The organism is Shouchella tritolerans, assembly GCF_025770735.1.
Classification (GTDB): domain Bacteria; phylum Bacillota; class Bacilli; order Bacillales; family Bacillaceae_D; genus Shouchella; species Shouchella tritolerans.
Window position 1 is genome coordinate 95,935 of record NZ_JAODPB010000009.1, and the last position, 16,780, is coordinate 112,714.

The following is a 16,780-nucleotide window of genomic DNA, read 5'->3' on the forward strand; positions in this document are numbered from 1 at the left end:
TTTTCACTCCTTTCAATTGCCTTTGCCTTTGCTTACATTATGCAAGCACGAAAAAAAGGGTGTTTGCCCATTTCAATAAAAGGGGTTTTTTTTATGATCATCTCAAAAGAACGTGTTCCGTCGCCCCATCCGAATATTCATTTATACGAGACGTCTTACAAAAGTGGCACGTTAACGGTATACGGTTTATTAGCAGAACCGAAGTCTCGAAACAAACAACCAGGGTTATTGTATTTGCGCGGAGGCATTAAATCAGTTGGCATGGTCAGGACACAGCGTATTATCCAGTGGGCTCACGAAGGATTTGTTGTGTTTGCTCCTTATTACCGGGGCAATCGTGGTGGCGAAGGCAGAGAGGATTTTTGTGGGGATGATCGTTTTGACGCATACAGCGGTTTTGATGTGCTAAGCAGTCATCCTCTTGTTGACAAAGAAGCAGGCGTCCATGTAGTTGGATTTTCAAGAGGAGGAATCATGGCGCTTTGGACAGGGCTTATGCGGCCGGAAGCGACTAGTGTGGTCTGTTGGAGTGGCGTCACCGATATGGTATTAACCTATAAAGAGCGTGTTGACTTACGGAGAATGATGAAACGCGTGATTGGTGGAACGCCGTGGAAACGACCGGAACTATATGAAAAACGGACCCCACTTCGCCATTTAAGCGATTTTCAGCCCGCCCTTCTGTTCATTCATGGCGAAAAAGATGAACATGTTTCCATTGTACACGCTCAAAAAGCGCTTCGTGCTGCCAAGCGTAGCCAGAATATCGAATCATGGTTTTTCGACGATTTTTCGCATCATTTCCCAGCAGATGAGCAAGAAAAAGTACTGAGAAAGGCAGCGTCATGGATGAAGGCAAAACACCACTCAAACTGAGGGGAAATGTGGTACTCGGTACGAACAATGAAGGACGGGAGCGTTTGTCTATAGTCTGAAGCAGGCAGCTTTTTAGCTGCCTGCTTATTAAAGGTTATGAAAGGCGTGGTCCAGCAAGACGGACGCTGTCTTTTGCGGCCGGAAAGGCGGAAAAATTTTCGTGGAACTGTTTAGCAAGACGTATGGCGGTCGCTTCATAAGCTGCTTTGTCCTTCCAAACGCGTCGTGGGGTCAACAGTTCATCTGGGACGCCAGGGCAGTGTGTTGGGACATAAAGGCCAAAAATGGGGTCGCACACCGTTTCAATCTCATCCAATTCCCCTTGCAAAGCGGCTTCTACCATAGCACGTGTGTAAGCAAGCTTAATGCGTGTGCCAGTTCCATAGCTACCCCCTGTCCAGCCTGTGTTCACAAGAAACACTTGGACGTCATCATTTTCCAATTTGTCCCCTAGCATGGTGGCATACTCTTCTGGTTTGCGTGGCAAAAACGGAGCGCCAAAGCAAGTCGAAAATGTCGCTTCAGGTTGGGTGATGCCACGTTCGGTTCCCGCTAGTTTTGACGTATAGCCAGATAAGAAATGGTACATCGCTTGTTCTTTTGTCAACTTGCTGATTGGCGGCAATACGCCAAATGCATCAGCAGTTAGGAATATAATTGCTTTCGGAGGCCCGGCAACACTAGGCAGCAAAGCATTTGGAATCGCTTCAAGCGGGTATGCAGCCCGCGTATTTTCTGTCAACTCGCCGCTTTTAAAGTCAGGTTTTCCAGTGTGTGGATCGACGACAACATTTTCAAGAACTGCCCCAAAGGCAATGGCGTTCCAAATTTGCGGTTCGCTTTCTTTTGAGAGGCCGATGCATTTGGCGTAGCAGCCCCCTTCAATGTTAAAGATGCCTTTTTCTGACCAGCCGTGCTCGTCGTCGCCGATCAGGCGCCTATGTTCGGAAGCTGACAGTGTCGTTTTGCCGGTACCTGAGAGGCCAAAAAAGAGTGCCGTTTCTCCTTCATCGTTTGTATTGGCTGAGCAGTGCATTGGCAGCACGCCTGCTTCAGGGAGCAAGTAATTCATCACGGAAAAGATCGCTTTTTTCATTTCACCGGCGTATTCAGTACCGCCAATTAAAATAATGCGTTGCTCAAATGAGATGATGACAAACGCTTCTGAGCGAGTGCCGTCGACAGATGGATCGGCTTTAAAAGTCGGTGCGCTAATGATCGTAAATGGTTCCAAGCCATTGTTTGAAGGAGCTTGCTCACGAATAAATAGCTGTCTAGCAAACAAGTGATGCCAAGCAAACTCATTTAAATACGTAATCGGAAGTTGGAATGAAGGATCAGCGCCAGCGAAGCCAACTGATGCGTAACGGACATCTTTTTGTTGCAAATAATGTAACACTTTGTCTTTTAGCCGGGTGAACACTTCCGCCGAAATGGACTTATTCGTTGCCCCCCAATGAATGGAATCTCTAGTCGTTGGTTCATCGACAATAAACTTGTCTTGAGGCGAACGGCCTGTGTAAAGACCTGTTTTGACAGCGAGTGCGCCAGAATCGGTCAATATGCCTTCGTTCCGTTGGAGTGCATGCTCGACCAGTGTCGGGGCAGGCAATTGGCGCAACGTTTTAGGACTTGAAAGCAATTGTTCTAGTAAAGCTGAACGGTGAAGCATTTTCATGTTTAATGGCTCCTTTTTGCAATTTTAAGTGGCTTTAGTATAACACATTTTATTTAATAGTCCATACTAAAGTGAGTAAATATGTCATTCTTTTTTAGATTAGGCGACAAAGCAGGCAGGCTGGTGAAAAGCTTTTAGAAATGCCTTTTCTTCTATGGTGGAATATGTTAAACTTAGTCGCGAAACGAACGAAGCGCCAGCATCCTATAACAAAGGGAACGCTGGGTGTTATCGAGATGCAGTTAACATAACGCTTTTATCCAGAGATGGCGGAGGGACAGGCCCGAAGAAGCCCAGCAACCAACACGTAACGTGAAAAGGTGCTAACCTGCAGAACGCATGGCGTTCTGGAAGATAAGAGGCGAAAGGTAAATGGACAGCCCTTTTCCTCATGGAAAAGGGCTTTTGTTGTGCCCAAGGCTTTTGCGCCAACTAACCGCCTTTGCAAGACAGAAACAAAAGAGGCGAATAACCCTCTGTATTGTTCGTTCTATTTGGGCTAAGCAACTGGCCATATTAAAAGGAGGAGCTGCACAATGTCTGTAAAAAGAGGTAGACATTTATTTACATCTGAGTCTGTTACGGAAGGGCATCCCGATAAAATTTGTGATCAAATTTCCGACGCTATATTAGATGAAATCTTAAAGAAAGACCCGAATGCACGAGTCGCTTGCGAAACGTCTGTCACCACTGGTTTGGTGCTAGTAGCGGGTGAAATTACGACAAATACGTATGTGGACATACCGAGTGTCGTTCGCCAAACGATCAAGGGAATTGGCTACACACGCGCCAAGTATGGTTTTGATGCAGAAACATGCGCAGTATTGACATCAATTGATGAACAATCTGCGGATATTGCCCAAGGCGTGGACAAAGCCCTAGAAGCTCGGGAAGGACAAATGACCGATGCAGAAATAGAAGCCATCGGCGCCGGTGACCAAGGGCTGATGTTTGGATTTGCAACAAATGAAACGGAAGAACTGATGCCCCTTCCCATCTCACTTAGCCATAAACTCTCCCGTCGCTTAACGGAAGTCCGTAAAAATGGGACACTCGGATATTTGCGCCCTGATGGGAAAACGCAAGTGACGATTGAATATGATGAAAACGATACGCCGATTCGTGTCGATACAATTGTTCTTTCAACACAGCATGCTCCTGAAGTGACGCTAGAGCAAATTCAAGCAGACTTAAAAGAGCATGTGATCGAAGCTGTCGTGCCAAGCGCATTAATCGATGAAGAAACAAAATACTTTATTAACCCAACTGGCCGTTTTGTCATTGGCGGCCCTCAGGGAGACGCTGGCTTAACGGGGCGCAAAATTATTGTTGATACGTATGGCGGGTATGCTCGCCATGGCGGCGGCGCTTTTTCTGGCAAGGATGCAACGAAAGTGGACCGTTCGGGCGCTTATGCCGCACGTTATGTGGCCAAAAATATTGTAGCAGCAGGCCTTGCTGATAAATGCGAAGTACAGCTCGCTTATGCAATTGGCGTTGCCCAGCCTGTTTCTATTGCTGTCAATACGTTTGGAACTGGTAAAGCAGCGGAAGAGATCCTCGTCGAGGTGATTCGCAAACATTTTGATCTTCGCCCAGCTGGCATTATTCGCATGCTCGATTTGCGCCGCCCGATTTATAAGCAAACGGCTGCTTACGGCCATTTTGGTCGCACTGATGTTCCACTTCCATGGGAAGCCACAGATAAGGCAGCAGCTTTAAAAGAAGATGCTTTAAAATTAGAAGCAAACTAAGAAAAACAGTATAAAAGCCTGTCGGCGAAACGAGCCGACAGGCTTTTTAGCATTTGTGTGTGATGGCGATTGCTTTGTGCCTCCATGAGCATAGGGATTATTGGTCGCTGTTTTTTGTCGCTGTCTGTTGCTGCAACAATTTGTAGTCTTGGCCTTTTTCTACGTATTCGCGGCGAATTCGTGCCATTTCTTTTTTGTCTGTTTCATTTAAAGGACGGACGACTTTCGCAGGCCGTCCAAAAGCAAGCGTTCCAGGCGGAATCGACTTACCAGGAGGGACAAGACTGCCGGCGCCAATAAATGCGCCCTCGCCAATTTCGGCGCCGTCTAGAATCGTGGAACCCATGCCAATCAGTGCTTGTTTACGGATGATTGCACTATGGAGCATTGCTTGATGACCTATTGTGACATCATCTTCAATAATAAGAGGCGAATTGGGGCTTTGGTGGAGCATTGATTGATCTTGAATGTTGACACGTTTTCCAATGATTGTCGGGGCCACGTCACCGCGAATGACTGTATGGAACCATACGCTTGATTGAGCACCAATCGTAACATCGCCTGTGACGATCGCTCCCTCAGCTAAGTATACAGAGGGGTCAATAGTTGGAACAACGCCCTTGTATGGTAGGATCATGTTGTCACATCCTTTTCGTTTAATGAAAAAACAGCTATACTAAGTGTAACGCATAATGTAGCGAAGCAACAGCTTGTATAAGGAGGAGTGGCTGTGCGCTATTTTGACGTTCCAGACGCCAGAGGCGTTGCTGTTATTGTTCATGGAGCCGGGGAACATAGCGGTCGGTACCGTTGGCTTGTTGAAAAATGGAATCATCATGGGTTTGATTGCCTGCTAGGGGATTTGCCAGGACAAGGGGAGTCGCGAGGAAAGCGTGGGCATATCGACTCATTTCAAAAATACATAAAAACGGTTGACGTCTGGCTTAAGCATGCAAGGGCAAAGCAATTGCCGATTGTACTTGTTGGTCACAGCATGGGCGGCCTCATTTCTATTCGTACATTAATGGAAAAAGATCATTCGTTTGTAGAAGCGCTCGTGCTTTCTTCGCCTTGTTTGGATCTCGCTATGGACATTCCTGCGCCGAAAAAGGCGGCAGCAAAAATGCTCAATCATGTAGCACCTGCGTTTAGCATGAACGCTGGTTTGTCTCCAGAACAAACGACGAGGAGCGAACAAGTCCGTGAAGAATATGCACGGGATCCGTTGCGTGTAACGAAAGTGTCAGCTCGTTGGTACCACGAATTGGAAAAAGCGATGCGCCTTACGAGGCGTTACCCGGAGAAAATGCCGAATATCCCAGTGTTATTGCTTGCTGCAGGAGAAGACTATGTGATTGATAAACAAGCAGGCATGGCTTGGTTTAATGATTTGCAGATCAACCATAAAATGTACAAAGAATGGGATGGCCTTTACCATGAGCTCTTTAACGAACCTGAAAAAGAAGAAGTGTTTCGCTTTACGATTGGCTTTGTAAATATGCTGTTTCCGTAACATGCAATCATCCAGACAAAAAGATGACCTTAGGTGGCAACCAAGGTCATCTTTTTGCTGTCTAATTACATCGTTTGCATTTTGTTATACGTCTTGCGGCTGCTTGGCGTTTGCCCCTTTTTGCAAATCACGTTGCAGCAAATCGAGCTTTCCTGTTTCTGGATCGATGACAAGGCCGTGAACGCGCACATCCTTTGGCAAAAGCGGGTGGTTAACAACCATATCGACACTGTGGTTGACGCTTTCGGTCACATTTTCAAAACCAGTTAAAAACTTGTTAACGTCTACGCCAGCGTATTGGAGCGCATTGATTTCATCCATATCAATGCCCCGTTCCTCTGCCTTTTGGAGAACAGAATTTGCGGAAAGACCCGTCATTCCACAGCCATAGTGGCCAATAACAAACACTTCTTCGGCACCTAATTCATAAATGGCAACAAGAATGCTCCGCATGATGCTGCCGAATGGATGGGAGATGACAGCACCGGCATTGCGAATAATTTTAGCGTCGCCATTTTTTAAATTCATCGCATTGTGGAGCAGTTCAACGAGCCGCGTGTCCATGCATGTTAAAATAACGATTTTCTTTTGCGGGAATTTGTCTGCTTTAAAGCGCTCATATTCTTTATTGGCTACAAATGCTTCATTAAAAGCTAAAATTGATTCAAGTTTGCTCATTGGGATCACTTCTCCTTCTTTCTATTATTTGCAAAATCCAGTGTTTCCTCTCGCTTGGACGCTTAAGGAATCAGTCCGTTTTTCAATCGCTACCACAAAAGGAGGATCGTTCTTTTGATTAATAAATTGGTAAGTCGCTACATGTGCGATTTCTTGAGGGAGCGATTCGACATAAGCCAATAAGTCGTTTTTTTCCTTTTTGCCTTGTGGGTGTCCATGGTAGACGACGAGAACAATCAGGCCACCTTGCTTTAAACGGTTAAACAGTTGCTCAATCGCTGCAATCGTCGTTTTCCCTGTTGTTGTAACAGCTTTGTCTCCGCCAGGCAAATAGCCTAAATTAAAGATGGCAGCGGCGATGTTTGAGTTTACAAACAACGGCAAAGTCGCCAACTTTTCATGGCCGATTTGGAATAGGGATACTTGCTTGTCCAAACCTGCCTTTTGAAGGCGTGCCTCTGTAGAGGTTAGCGCGGATGCTTGGATGTCGCAGCCGATAACAACCCCCGTTTCACCAACAAGTTTAGCCAAAAACAAGGTATCGTGTCCATTTCCAGTTGTGGCATCAACGACGGTATCCCCTGGCTGTACGACGCTGGAAAGCAACGAATGGGCAAATGGCAGGACGCCAAGTAGATTCAAGGCCCCTCCCCCCAAAGGGTGGAACATGTTCCAGACAGTTTAATCAACGCAAGTGCGTCAGGCAAATGGCGAAAGCGGTTGATTGGGCCAGCTAGGGGAGCTGTGGGGAACGGGAACACGGCAACAGGATTATAAGCGATGTCGGTGCCGCAGTGGTTTTTCATCATTTAGACGACTCCCCTTTCATCTGGTAGCTATCGCCGTTTTACAAGACAGAGGCAATGTGCTTCTCTCTCTTTTGGCGAATTTTTGTTCTTAGTTTACCATAATTGCAGCGAATATGCTTGTTGCTTATTTGCTGAATTTCTCCTACACTATCATAGGCACAATGTAAGAAAGGAAAAAAGAGGAGGCGCGTGTTTTGCCGAAATCAATATGGATTTTAATGGTGGCGACAGCCATTAACATTACCGGCGCTTCGTTTTTATGGCCACTCAATGCAATCATTATGACGCAACTGCTTGGGCAAAGTTTAACGGCTTCGGGAGCTGTGCTTATGCTAAATGCAGGGGCAGGCGTACTTGGCAGCTTGATCGGTGGCAGATTGTTTGATCGGATTGGTGCCTATCGCACGATTTCGCTTGGGTGTGTTCTTTCTGCGGCCTCTGCTGTTTTACTCGCTTTCTATTATGGAGAGTATGGATGGTACGCTGTTTTTCTAACGGGGATGGGGTTTGGTTCTGGAATGATGGCCCCTTCCATGTATGCACTCGCTGGAAGCTTGTGGCCAGAAGGTGGGAGAAAGTCAGCAAATGCGATTTATGTAGCGCAAAATGTGGGTGTATCGCTAGGGACGGCATTAATTGGCGTTGTTACGCTGGTGCGTTTGACAGACGTTTTTGTCGCCAATGCAGCCATGCATGTGTTGCTACTCGTCTACATTGCCGTGTTTTTTCGGAATTGGACAGGAAGCAAAGGAAGAACCGCTGGAGCAGGAATTCAACATGCCAACAAAGCGTCTAAGTACCGTTTGCAAGCGCTATGGATTGTTTCAGCAGCTTTTTTCATTTCTTGGCTTGGCTATACGCAGTGGCAGGCCAATGTTTCCGTCTACATTCAGTCACTCGGCATTCCATTGCACGCTTACAGTATATTATGGACGATGAACGGATTGTTAATTGTCTTTGCACAGCCCCTGATCCATTGGGTGATCCAAAAGGGGAAGCTAACGCTTAAAGGGCAAATGGGGCTTGGGTTGTTCATTTTCGCTTTGTCCTATCTTGTATTAACACAAGCCCAAGCGTTCAGTGGCTTTTTTGTCGCTATGCTGATTTTGACAATCGGCGAAATGTTTGTCTGGCCTGCAGTCCCAACAATCGCCAATGCCCTTGCTCCATCTGGACGGGAAGGAGCGTACCAAGGCATTGTCAATAGCGTAGCCACTGGCGGCCGCATGATTGGCCCGTTGCTCGGCGGTATAGTAGTAGATGGGTTTTCAATCCAAGTGCTGTTTGTCCTCATCAGTATTTTACTCCTATTGGCGATTCCACTAGCCCGTATTTATGACCGGCCGCTATTAAAAGAGCATCAGAATGATAACCTGAACAACGTTCAATAGAGCGTTGTTCAGACTGTAGACAAGCGTTTTCTATAGAGCGTTGTTCAGACTGTAGACAAGCGTTTTCTATCAGTCTGAGTGCGGTTATCGACTTTGTTGGTGGGTACTTGAAAATTTATGTGAAACAATGCACAATATATATGTGAATAATTTCACAAAATCCTAGTTGGGATGTGGTTGATTATGGTCAGAATGCCGAGTAAAGCAAAACGGGATCGCGTTGTCGTTATTGGAACGGGGTATGTAGGCAGCAGCTATGCCTTCGCACTGATGAACCAAGGGGTGGCAAAGGAGCTTGTCATTATTGATATAGATCAGGAAAAAGCAAGTGGTGATGTGATGGATTTAAATCATGGACAAGCTTTCGCTCCTTCCGTGACATCAATGTGGCACGGCGATTACGAGGACTGCAAAGAGGCAGATGTGGTTTGCATTAGCGCTGGGGCGAATCAGAAGCCTGGCGAGACACGTCTAGATCTTCTAGAAAAAAATCTGAGTATTTTTAAGGAAATAGTGGATGCCGTTATGGCAAATGGCTTTAAAGGTATTTTTCTGATCGCTACAAACCCTGTTGATCTATTAACGCAAGCGACACAATCATTTAGCGGCCTGCCGAAAAAACGAGTCATCGGCAGCGGGACAACGTTAGATACAGCAAGGCTACGGTTTATGCTAAGCGAGTACTTCCAGATTTCCGCTAAACACGTCCATGCTTATGTAGTAGGCGAACATGGCGATAGCGCACTGCCTTTATGGAGCACCGCAACAATTGGGAATGTTCCACTTTCTCACTATATGCTACGTGACAAAGCATATAAAAAAGCCGATTTAGATGACATTTTTGCCAACGTCCGTGATGCTGCCTATGAAATTATTCATAAAAAAGGCGCCACTTATTATGGGATTGCCATGAGTTTAGTCCGCATCACAAAAGCGCTTTTAAAAAATGAAAATGCAGTCATGACCGTCAGCACATTTCTAAACGGCGAGTTTGGAGCGCAAGAAGTGTGCATAGCTGTGCCTGCAATTGTAAACCGTAATGGTGTCCGCGAAGTGCTGGAACTAAAGTTGAACGACTGTGAGCGACAACAGTTCACTGAGAGCGTCCAGATGTTAAAAGGCACTTATGAGTCTATCATGCAAAAAGGGCACTCTTTTTTAGAAACAAACTGCTCGTGTTGAATCGAATCGCTAAAATAGGTATATGTTTGCTTGACTTTGGAAAAGACTTTTCATACAATGAGCATATCGTAAACTAGGGAAATACAAGGATAAAGGAGTAGTAGCATCACTTTGGAAAGCAAGAGAGCTGGCGGACGGTGCAAGCCAGCCTGAGAAGAGATGTGAACTCGCCTTTTAGTTGTAAGAGCGAACCGCATTGCCAGTAGCTCTTAACGGGACACACCGTTATGTGTAAGTGAACAGGCGATGCCTGTTAATGTGGGTGGCACCGCGGGAATGTATGCAAACTCTCGTCCCTTTTGGGAGAGAGTTTTTTTGTTGGAAGCAGCAGAAGGAGGAAAAGGAATGTCGTTTTCACATCAGGAAATTGAAAAAAAGTGGCAAGCATTTTGGGAAGAAAACAAAACCTTTAAAACAGATGAACAAGCAGATGGGCCGCATTTTTATGCATTAGATATGTTTCCCTATCCATCGGGGGCTGGTCTTCATGTCGGCCATCCAGAAGGATACACGGCAACCGATATTTTGGCGCGGATGAAGCGGATGCAAGGCTACAACGTGCTTCACCCTATGGGTTGGGATGCTTTTGGCTTGCCAGCTGAGCAGTACGCTCTAGATACAGGCAAACATCCGGCTACGTTTACAAAACAAAACATTGACACATTTAAACGGCAAATTAAAGAACTTGGTTTTTCTTATGATTGGGACCGTGAAATTAGCACAACCGACCCTCAATATTACAAATGGACACAATGGATTTTTCTAAAACTATATGAAAAAGGGCTTGCTTATATAGACGAAGTAGCCGTGAACTGGTGCCCTGCGCTTGGAACGGTGCTAGCCAATGAGGAAATTGTCGACGGTGTCAGCGAACGAGGAGGCCATCCAGTTGAACGGCGCCCAATGAAGCAATGGGTGTTGCGCATTACGGCTTATGCTGAGCGCTTGCTCGAAGACCTTGAAGAGCTCGAATGGCCGGAAAGCCTAAAAGATATGCAGCGCAACTGGATCGGCAAATCGGAAGGCGCTGAAGTGACATTTAAGATCAATGAACACTCCGTTAACGTGTTTACGACGCGGCCAGACACGTTGTTTGGCGCTACTTATATGGTGCTTGCCCCTGAGCATAAGCTCGTGTCAGAGATCACTACTGATGAGCAACGGGAAGCGGTAGAAGCATACCAAAAGCAAGTCTCACTCAAAAGTGACATTGAACGGACAGATTTGGCAAAAGAAAAAACAGGCGCGTTTACTGGCGCTTATGCCATCAATCCTGTAAATGGTGAAAAGATACCAGTTTGGATAGCTGATTATGTATTAATCAGTTATGGTACTGGAGCTGTCATGGCTGTCCCCGCTCATGATGAGCGCGATTTCGAATTTGCCAATGCATTTGGCTTGCCAATAAAAGAAGTAGTCGCAGGCGGCGATGTCTCAAAAGCTGCTTACACAGGCGACGGAGAACATGTCAATTCTGATTTTCTCAATGGGTTGAACAAGCAAGAAGCGGTTGAGAAAATGATTGTTTGGCTAGAGGAAAATGGCGCTGGGCAAAGAAAGGTCACATACCGTTTGCGTGATTGGCTCTTTAGCCGCCAGCGTTATTGGGGCGAACCGATTCCAATCATCCACTGGGAAGATGGCTCTATGTCAGCTTTGGATGAGAGCGAATTGCCGCTGATGTTGCCTGATTTAGAGGAAATCAAACCTTCTGGTACAGGCGAATCGCCGCTTGCCAATGCGAAAGATTGGCTGGAAGTTGTTGATCCTAAAACAGGTATGCGCGGTCGCCGTGAAACGAACACGATGCCCCAATGGGCAGGTAGCTGCTGGTATTATTTGCGCTATATTGACCCGACGAACGACGAAGCATTGGCTGATCCTGAAAAACTAAAAAATTGGCTGCCTGTCGATACGTATATTGGCGGTGCAGAACATGCAGTCTTGCATTTGCTATATGCTCGTTTTTGGCATAAGTTTTTGTATGATATTGGCGTTGTGCCGACAAAAGAACCATTCCAAAAAGTGTTTAACCAAGGCATGATCCTTGGCGAAAATAACGAAAAGATGAGCAAGTCAAAAGGCAATGTTGTCAACCCTGACGAGATTATTGCCAGCCACGGGGCTGACACGCTCCGCCTGTATGAAATGTTTATGGGCCCTCTAGATGCATCTGTAGCTTGGTCAACAAACGGCCTTGATGGCTCGCGCCGTTTTCTTGAACGGGTTTGGCGCTTAATTGTGAACGAAGAAACAGGCAAGCTGAACAGCAACGTCAAAGATGTAGAAGGCAATGAAGCGTTTGTGCGCACTTACCACCAAACGGTGAAAAAAGTTACCGAAGACTTTGCCGAGCTGCGCTTTAATACAGGCATTTCCCAATTAATGGTGTTTGTAAACGAGGGAAATAAGCAAAAGGTATTGCCAAAAGCGCTAATAGAGGGCTTTGTAAAGCTTTTGTCGCCAGTTGCTCCTCATATTGCCGAAGAGCTTTGGGAGAAGCTTGGCCATACAGATACGATTACGTATGAAGCTTGGCCGACATATGATGAGTCGTTGCTCGTTGAAAACGAAGTCGAAGTCGTCGTGCAAATGAATGGCAAAGTTAAAACAAAGCTCGTCGTAAACAAAGGAGCCTCAAAAGAAGAAATGGAAGCAGCAGCACTCGCTGATGAAAAAGTGCAAGCAGCTATTGGCGAGAAAACGATTCGCAAAGTCATTGCTGTTCCTGGAAAGCTTGTCAACATTGTTGTTGCCTAATCATAGGCAATAAACGTCGATCATGCTATTCGTCCCCTATCCTCTTAGTAAGAAGAGGATAGGGTTTTTTTGCGGAAAACAGGCGAAATCCGAACATTAGAGCGTATGAACGGATAAATGTAAAGAATTCGTGTTGACGAATATTGTCGAAAGGTGTAAGATGACGAGTGTAAAACAAGGGAGGATGACAATCTGTGATCTTTGAACAGCAATACGAAGAAATTCTTGCCATCGCTCGTGACATTTTTGCCCATCCTGAACTTGGCTATAAAGAAACGCGCACTAGTGAAACAGTCCGTACATTTATTGAACAGAAAAACCCCGCAGCTATCATTGAACCTTTTAGCACAACAGGGCTAAAAACGCAATTAACGACGGACAAGCATAAGACAATCGCTTTTATTGCCGAATTGGATGCGGTTTATGCGCCTAGCCACCATATGGCCGACAAAAAGACTGGCGCAGCCCATAACTGTGGCCATTATACACAAGTAGCAATTGCCCTTGCGTTGTACAATTATTTCGTACAAACTGGCGAGCACCTTCAGTTTGATTTTAATGTAGCTTTTGTATTTGTTCCGGCAGAGGAATATCTCGATCTTGCTTACCGTGAAGAGTTGCTTAATAACGGCACGATTGGCCACTATGGCGGCAAGCCAGAAGCGATGAGACTCGGAATGTTTGACAACATCGACGCGAGTATTTGCATCCATGCCATCGGTGGAACATTTGAAAAACGGACAGTGGAAATCAATTGTGATTTAGCAGGTTTTTTGTATAAATATTATGACTTTAATGGGGAAGCAGCACATGCAGGCTTCGATCCGTTTGCCGGCAAAAATGCTTACAGCATGTCAACTTTGTTTAATGTTGCTTTAGGACTTGTACGCCAGCAGCTAAAGGACAGTGAAAATGTGCGCATAAACCCAATTGTCTCAGCTAGCGATATGTCCACAAATGTGATTCCAAACGCGATTCGTATTGGCTCCGATTTGCGAACAAAAACGTTATCCTACATGGGAGAAGTCGCTAAAAAAATGGACGCTGCTGCACGTGGAAGCGCCCACGCTCTTCAAGGCGAAGTCGCTATTCATACGCAAATGGGCTACCTTCCTTTTGTACAAGACCGCTACTTGTCCACCTTTGTAAAACAGGCGTTTGCAAAAATAGAGGAAGTGGAAGATTTGCTGGAAAACAACGCGATTAGTGCTGCTGGTGATATTGGCGATTTGTCGTACATGATGCCATGTATTCAAATTGGCCATAGCGGTTTTGCTGGCACAATCCACGGCGACGATTTTGTCGATATTGATCCACATTTTCTGTTTGCAGTGTTCCCGCGGTTTCTCACTCAAGTATTTGCTGAGTTAAATGGAGCCATAGACTGGAGTCGTCTGTATAAACGGAGTTATGACGACTATTTAGCCGTAATTGAAACAGTGATGTCGAGCAACGCCAATTTATAAATGAACAGGGGTGCACTATGAAAGGCACATTTATTTATTTGCTTTTGTTTTCTCTGGTTGTGATTGCCATCTCTGAAATGATTGGCTTTCAAAGCATTGCGATTGGTTCCCTATCGATTAACCTCTTACCGCTATTATTTGCGATCTTAATTACAATGGTGTTTGCGTTTTCGATTTTTCGTAAAGGAATCCTTAAAAAAGTCTACAGTAAAAGCAATGTTTCTTTTTCAGGCACATATTTAATTATCATTATGTTGCCACTTATGGCTCGCTACGGCGCAGATGTAGCCCCGCAAATCCGGGAAATCCTCAGTATTGGCTGGATTTTTATTGTCCAAGAATTTGGCAATTTAGGCACAGTTTTATTAGGCTTGCCTGCTGCACTATTGCTTGGTTTGCGGCGTGAGGCGATTGGCGCCACGCTTGGAATTGGGCGCGAAGGCGAACTCGCCTATATTTCCGAAAAATATACGTTAAACTCTGACGAAGGTAGAGGGGTCTTGTCGCTTTACATTATCGGTACGTTATTTGGTGCGATCTTTTTTAGCATTTTGCCGCCAGTTTTGTTGCATTTCGGATTTAGTGTTGAGTCGCTGGCGATTTCTGCAGGCGTTGGTTCAGGTAGTATGATGACAGGCGCCTCTTCATCACTCGTAGCAAGCCATCCAGACAAAGAGAGCCTCATTCTTGCTTATGCTTCGGCAAGCCAACTACTCACAAGCTTTATTGGCACGTTTACGATGGTGTTTTTGGCGGCTCCTTTGCAACGGTTCATGTATCGCACGCTGACACGGAGGGAGTCCTAAATGCTAGCATTCATTGTAAAAAACAATTATATGAAAATGAGTCTAATTCTATTACTTAGTATCATGTTGATTCTCTTTACCCATAGCATGAAGCTTCTATTTCACCCTGGATCGGTCGGGAGTATTTCGATGATGACGATAGCAGGCCTCGGCTCGCTTTGGCTGTTTTCCTTAATCGGTTTGTTTATTGGCGATTTAGCTAAAAAACTTCCGATCGGCTTTATTGCAAATTTTCCTGTCCTTGGCTGGGTTAGCATTACGTCTCTCATCCTGTGTTTGTTGTTTGATGGATTCGTCCAAGCCATTCAAGCAGTTGATTTTTTGTCAATAACGACGCCCATTTTAACGTATGCCGGCATTTCTATTGCTGACCGCCTTGTCGAGTTGCGGAAGCTGTCCTGGAAAATTGCGATTGTGGCGATCTTCGTTTTTACAGGCACATATTTGATAAGTGCCGTGCTAGCCGAGATTGGTTTGCGTATGGCATCATAAATGAAAAGAATCTCAATAAAAAACATCCACAGGGAAGCAATAGACATTCCTTGTGGATGTTTTCTTTTCTAGTCATAATGACGACTATTTGTCGTTAAAACATTGGGCTCTTTGCAAAAAGGGCTGCTGACTGCCCGGCTGTATAACCAGTCGAGAAAGCGCATGTAATGTTGAAGCCGCCTGTATAGCCATGGATGTCGAGCACTTCCCCACAAAAATACAAGCCTGTTGTTTTTTTGGAGTGCATGGTTTTTGGCTCAATTTCTTTAATTGATACGCCGCCACCTGTGACAAATGCTTTTTCAATCGACAATGTCCCATTGGCATGCAATGGCAGCGCATCTAATGCTGATGCTAATTTTCGAAAGGCATCGTGTGGGGTATTGGCGCACATTTCACTGGAATCGATCTCTAATGACCCATATAAGTATAAAAGCAATCGCTCAGGGGCCATCCCTTTTAACGCTGTTTTTAACGTTTTTTTAGGCTCTGCCTTTGCCCGTTTGACGAGCGCTTGGAAAAGGCTCTCTGCCGATTGTTCGGGGAACAACTTAATCGACATTGGGATCGTAGGCGTTTTGAACTTTTTCAGCGCCTTGACAACAAACTGGCTACAGCGTAATGCCGCGGGACCGGATATGCCGAAATGGGTAAAAATCATGTCGCCTTCATGGGAAATGATTTTTTTGCCGTTTGGCCTCAGTACCGCTAGTTCAATTCCGCGTAAAGACAGGCCTTGAAGAGACTGATCGCTGATAAAGGAATCGGCAAGGGTAATGGGCACTTCCGTCGGATAAAGCTCAGTAATTGTGTGGCCGGCTTTTTTGGCCCACGGGTATCCGTCGCCAGTAGATCCTGTGTGTCCCATAGACATCCCTCCAGTCGCGACTATGACACTTTTAGACCGGACAATTTCCTCTGAAAACAGCTCTACACCAATGGTTTTGCCGTTTTCGTATAGGATAGTCTTGACAGGGGTATTAACTCGCTTTCTTACTCCTAATGAATCAACCTTTTTTAATAGTGTGTTTACAACGTCTTTAGAGCTATCTGATACCGGAAACATCCGTCCTCTATCTTCTTCTTTTAAGCGAATTCCTAAGCCTTCAAAAAAAGCAATAATCGATTCATTGTCAAATACAGCGAATGGGCTATGCATAAAGCGGCCATTCCCTGGAATGTTTTCAATCAACTGTTTCCTTTCCATCCGGTTGGTGACATTGCAGCGCCCTCCGCCAGAAATCCTTAACTTTCTTCCGAGCTTGTCACCTTTATCCAAGAGCAAAACCTTAGCGCCGTTTTTAGCGGCGGCTACAGACGCCATTAAGCCAGAGGGGCCGCCTCCGATAACAATTACATCATACATAACTTAACC

15 protein-coding genes, 1 riboswitch and 1 other annotated feature are annotated in these 16,780 nt (G+C 45.5%); of the genes, 9 read left to right on the forward strand and 6 right to left on the reverse strand.

What is annotated here, in order from left to right:
- Positions 1-93: 93 nt before the first annotated feature.
- Positions 94-876, forward strand: coding sequence for an alpha/beta hydrolase family protein (locus N6H06_RS20870; protein ID WP_263707858.1), 783 nt, complete (start codon positions 94-96; stop codon positions 874-876).
- A 94-nt stretch (positions 877-970) separates the two neighbouring features.
- Here N6H06_RS20870 and pckA read toward each other — a convergent pair whose 3' ends face one another.
- Positions 971-2,554 carry a phosphoenolpyruvate carboxykinase (ATP) gene (pckA, locus tag N6H06_RS20875; protein ID WP_062749825.1) on the reverse strand — a complete coding sequence of 528 codons (1,584 nt, stop codon included), beginning with the start codon at positions 2,552-2,554 and terminating at the stop codon, positions 971-973.
- 253 nt (positions 2,555-2,807) lie between these two features.
- A riboswitch (SAM riboswitch) is annotated at positions 2,808-2,915 on the forward strand.
- A gap of 175 nt (positions 2,916-3,090) precedes the next feature.
- Between pckA and metK the strand changes: the two genes are divergently transcribed.
- Positions 3,091-4,308, forward strand: a complete 1,218-nt coding sequence (metK, locus tag N6H06_RS20880; protein WP_062749824.1) for a methionine adenosyltransferase — start codon at positions 3,091-3,093, stop codon at positions 4,306-4,308.
- A gap of 97 nt (positions 4,309-4,405) precedes the next feature.
- Here metK and N6H06_RS20885 read toward each other — a convergent pair whose 3' ends face one another.
- Positions 4,406-4,945 (reverse strand): gamma carbonic anhydrase, encoded by a 540-nt coding sequence (locus N6H06_RS20885; RefSeq protein WP_062749823.1) that lies wholly within the window; start codon positions 4,943-4,945, stop codon positions 4,406-4,408.
- 93 nt (positions 4,946-5,038) lie between these two features.
- On the opposite strand from N6H06_RS20885, the gene N6H06_RS20890 reads away from it, so the two are divergent.
- Complete coding sequence (locus N6H06_RS20890) at positions 5,039-5,821, forward strand: alpha/beta hydrolase (RefSeq protein ID WP_062749822.1); 783 nt, start codon at positions 5,039-5,041, stop codon at positions 5,819-5,821.
- Positions 5,822-5,905: 84 nt separating this feature from the next.
- Here N6H06_RS20890 and N6H06_RS20895 read toward each other — a convergent pair whose 3' ends face one another.
- The 3 genes from N6H06_RS20895 to N6H06_RS20905 are packed head-to-tail and all read right to left on the reverse strand — an operon-like array spanning position 5,906 to position 7,305.
- Entirely contained in the window at positions 5,906-6,499 is a 594-nt protein-coding gene (locus N6H06_RS20895) for a beta-class carbonic anhydrase (RefSeq protein WP_062749821.1), read from the reverse strand.
- 24 nt (positions 6,500-6,523) lie between these two features.
- A complete protein-coding gene (locus N6H06_RS20900) occupies positions 6,524-7,141 on the reverse strand; it encodes a class I SAM-dependent methyltransferase (RefSeq protein WP_062749820.1) in 618 nt (205 codons plus the stop codon).
- Entirely contained in the window at positions 7,138-7,305 is a 168-nt protein-coding gene (locus N6H06_RS20905) for a hypothetical protein (RefSeq protein ID WP_263707859.1), read from the reverse strand. The genes N6H06_RS20900 and N6H06_RS20905 overlap by 4 nt, the downstream gene beginning before the upstream one ends.
- A 197-nt stretch (positions 7,306-7,502) precedes the next feature.
- On the opposite strand from N6H06_RS20905, the gene N6H06_RS20910 reads away from it, so the two are divergent.
- The 6 genes from N6H06_RS20910 to N6H06_RS20935 all read left to right on the forward strand — a co-directional run bounded on the left by N6H06_RS20910 (position 7,503) and on the right by N6H06_RS20935 (position 15,405).
- Positions 7,503-8,699: an MDR family MFS transporter gene (locus N6H06_RS20910; protein ID WP_062749819.1), complete on the forward strand. Its 1,197-nt coding sequence runs from the start codon at positions 7,503-7,505 to the stop codon at positions 8,697-8,699.
- A 183-nt stretch (positions 8,700-8,882) separates the two neighbouring features.
- A complete protein-coding gene (locus N6H06_RS20915; RefSeq protein ID WP_263707860.1) occupies positions 8,883-9,881 on the forward strand; it encodes an L-lactate dehydrogenase in 999 nt (332 codons plus the stop codon).
- A 77-nt stretch (positions 9,882-9,958) separates the two neighbouring features.
- Positions 9,959-10,182: a binding site (T-box leader), on the forward strand.
- Positions 10,183-10,226: 44 nt separating this feature from the next.
- The gene (leuS, locus tag N6H06_RS20920; protein ID WP_062749935.1) at positions 10,227-12,641 is read left to right on the forward strand and encodes a leucine--tRNA ligase; all 2,415 of its coding nucleotides are present in this window, start codon (positions 10,227-10,229) and stop codon (positions 12,639-12,641) included.
- Between the two features lie 194 nt (positions 12,642-12,835).
- Positions 12,836-14,107 carry a M20/M25/M40 family metallo-hydrolase gene (locus N6H06_RS20925; RefSeq protein ID WP_212954078.1) on the forward strand — a complete coding sequence of 424 codons (1,272 nt, stop codon included), beginning with the start codon at positions 12,836-12,838 and terminating at the stop codon, positions 14,105-14,107.
- A 17-nt stretch (positions 14,108-14,124) separates the two neighbouring features.
- The gene (locus N6H06_RS20930) at positions 14,125-14,913 is read left to right on the forward strand and encodes a DUF3100 domain-containing protein (protein ID WP_263707861.1); all 789 of its coding nucleotides are present in this window, start codon (positions 14,125-14,127) and stop codon (positions 14,911-14,913) included.
- Positions 14,914-15,405: a hypothetical protein gene (locus tag N6H06_RS20935; RefSeq protein WP_062749815.1), complete on the forward strand. Its 492-nt coding sequence runs from the start codon at positions 14,914-14,916 to the stop codon at positions 15,403-15,405.
- A gap of 94 nt (positions 15,406-15,499) precedes the next feature.
- On the opposite strand, the gene N6H06_RS20940 is transcribed toward N6H06_RS20935, so the two are convergent.
- Complete coding sequence (locus N6H06_RS20940) at positions 15,500-16,771, reverse strand: BaiN/RdsA family NAD(P)/FAD-dependent oxidoreductase (protein WP_263707862.1); 1,272 nt, start codon at positions 16,769-16,771, stop codon at positions 15,500-15,502.
- Positions 16,772-16,780: the final 9 nt, after the last annotated feature.

What these genes read in the sequence shown, in the direction of transcription:
- N6H06_RS20870 (WP_263707858.1), top strand. Translation starts at nt 94, where the DNA reads ATGATCATCTCAAAAGAACGTGTTCCGTCGCCCCATCCGAATATTCAT.
- pckA (WP_062749825.1), bottom strand. Translation starts at nt 2,554, where the DNA reads ATGAAAATGCTTCACCGTTCAGCTTTACTAGAACAATTGCTTTCAAGT.
- metK (WP_062749824.1), top strand. Translation starts at nt 3,091, where the DNA reads ATGTCTGTAAAAAGAGGTAGACATTTATTTACATCTGAGTCTGTTACG.
- N6H06_RS20885 (WP_062749823.1), bottom strand. Translation starts at nt 4,945, where the DNA reads ATGATCCTACCATACAAGGGCGTTGTTCCAACTATTGACCCCTCTGTA.
- N6H06_RS20895 (WP_062749821.1), bottom strand. Translation starts at nt 6,499, where the DNA reads ATGAGCAAACTTGAATCAATTTTAGCTTTTAATGAAGCATTTGTAGCC.
- N6H06_RS20905 (WP_263707859.1), bottom strand. Translation starts at nt 7,305, where the DNA reads ATGAAAAACCACTGCGGCACCGACATCGCTTATAATCCTGTTGCCGTG.
- N6H06_RS20915 (WP_263707860.1), top strand. Translation starts at nt 8,883, where the DNA reads ATGGTCAGAATGCCGAGTAAAGCAAAACGGGATCGCGTTGTCGTTATT.
- leuS (WP_062749935.1), top strand. Translation starts at nt 10,227, where the DNA reads ATGTCGTTTTCACATCAGGAAATTGAAAAAAAGTGGCAAGCATTTTGG.
- N6H06_RS20930 (WP_263707861.1), top strand. Translation starts at nt 14,125, where the DNA reads ATGAAAGGCACATTTATTTATTTGCTTTTGTTTTCTCTGGTTGTGATT.
- N6H06_RS20935 (WP_062749815.1), top strand. Translation starts at nt 14,914, where the DNA reads ATGCTAGCATTCATTGTAAAAAACAATTATATGAAAATGAGTCTAATT.
- N6H06_RS20940 (WP_263707862.1), bottom strand. Translation starts at nt 16,771, where the DNA reads ATGTATGATGTAATTGTTATCGGAGGCGGCCCCTCTGGCTTAATGGCG.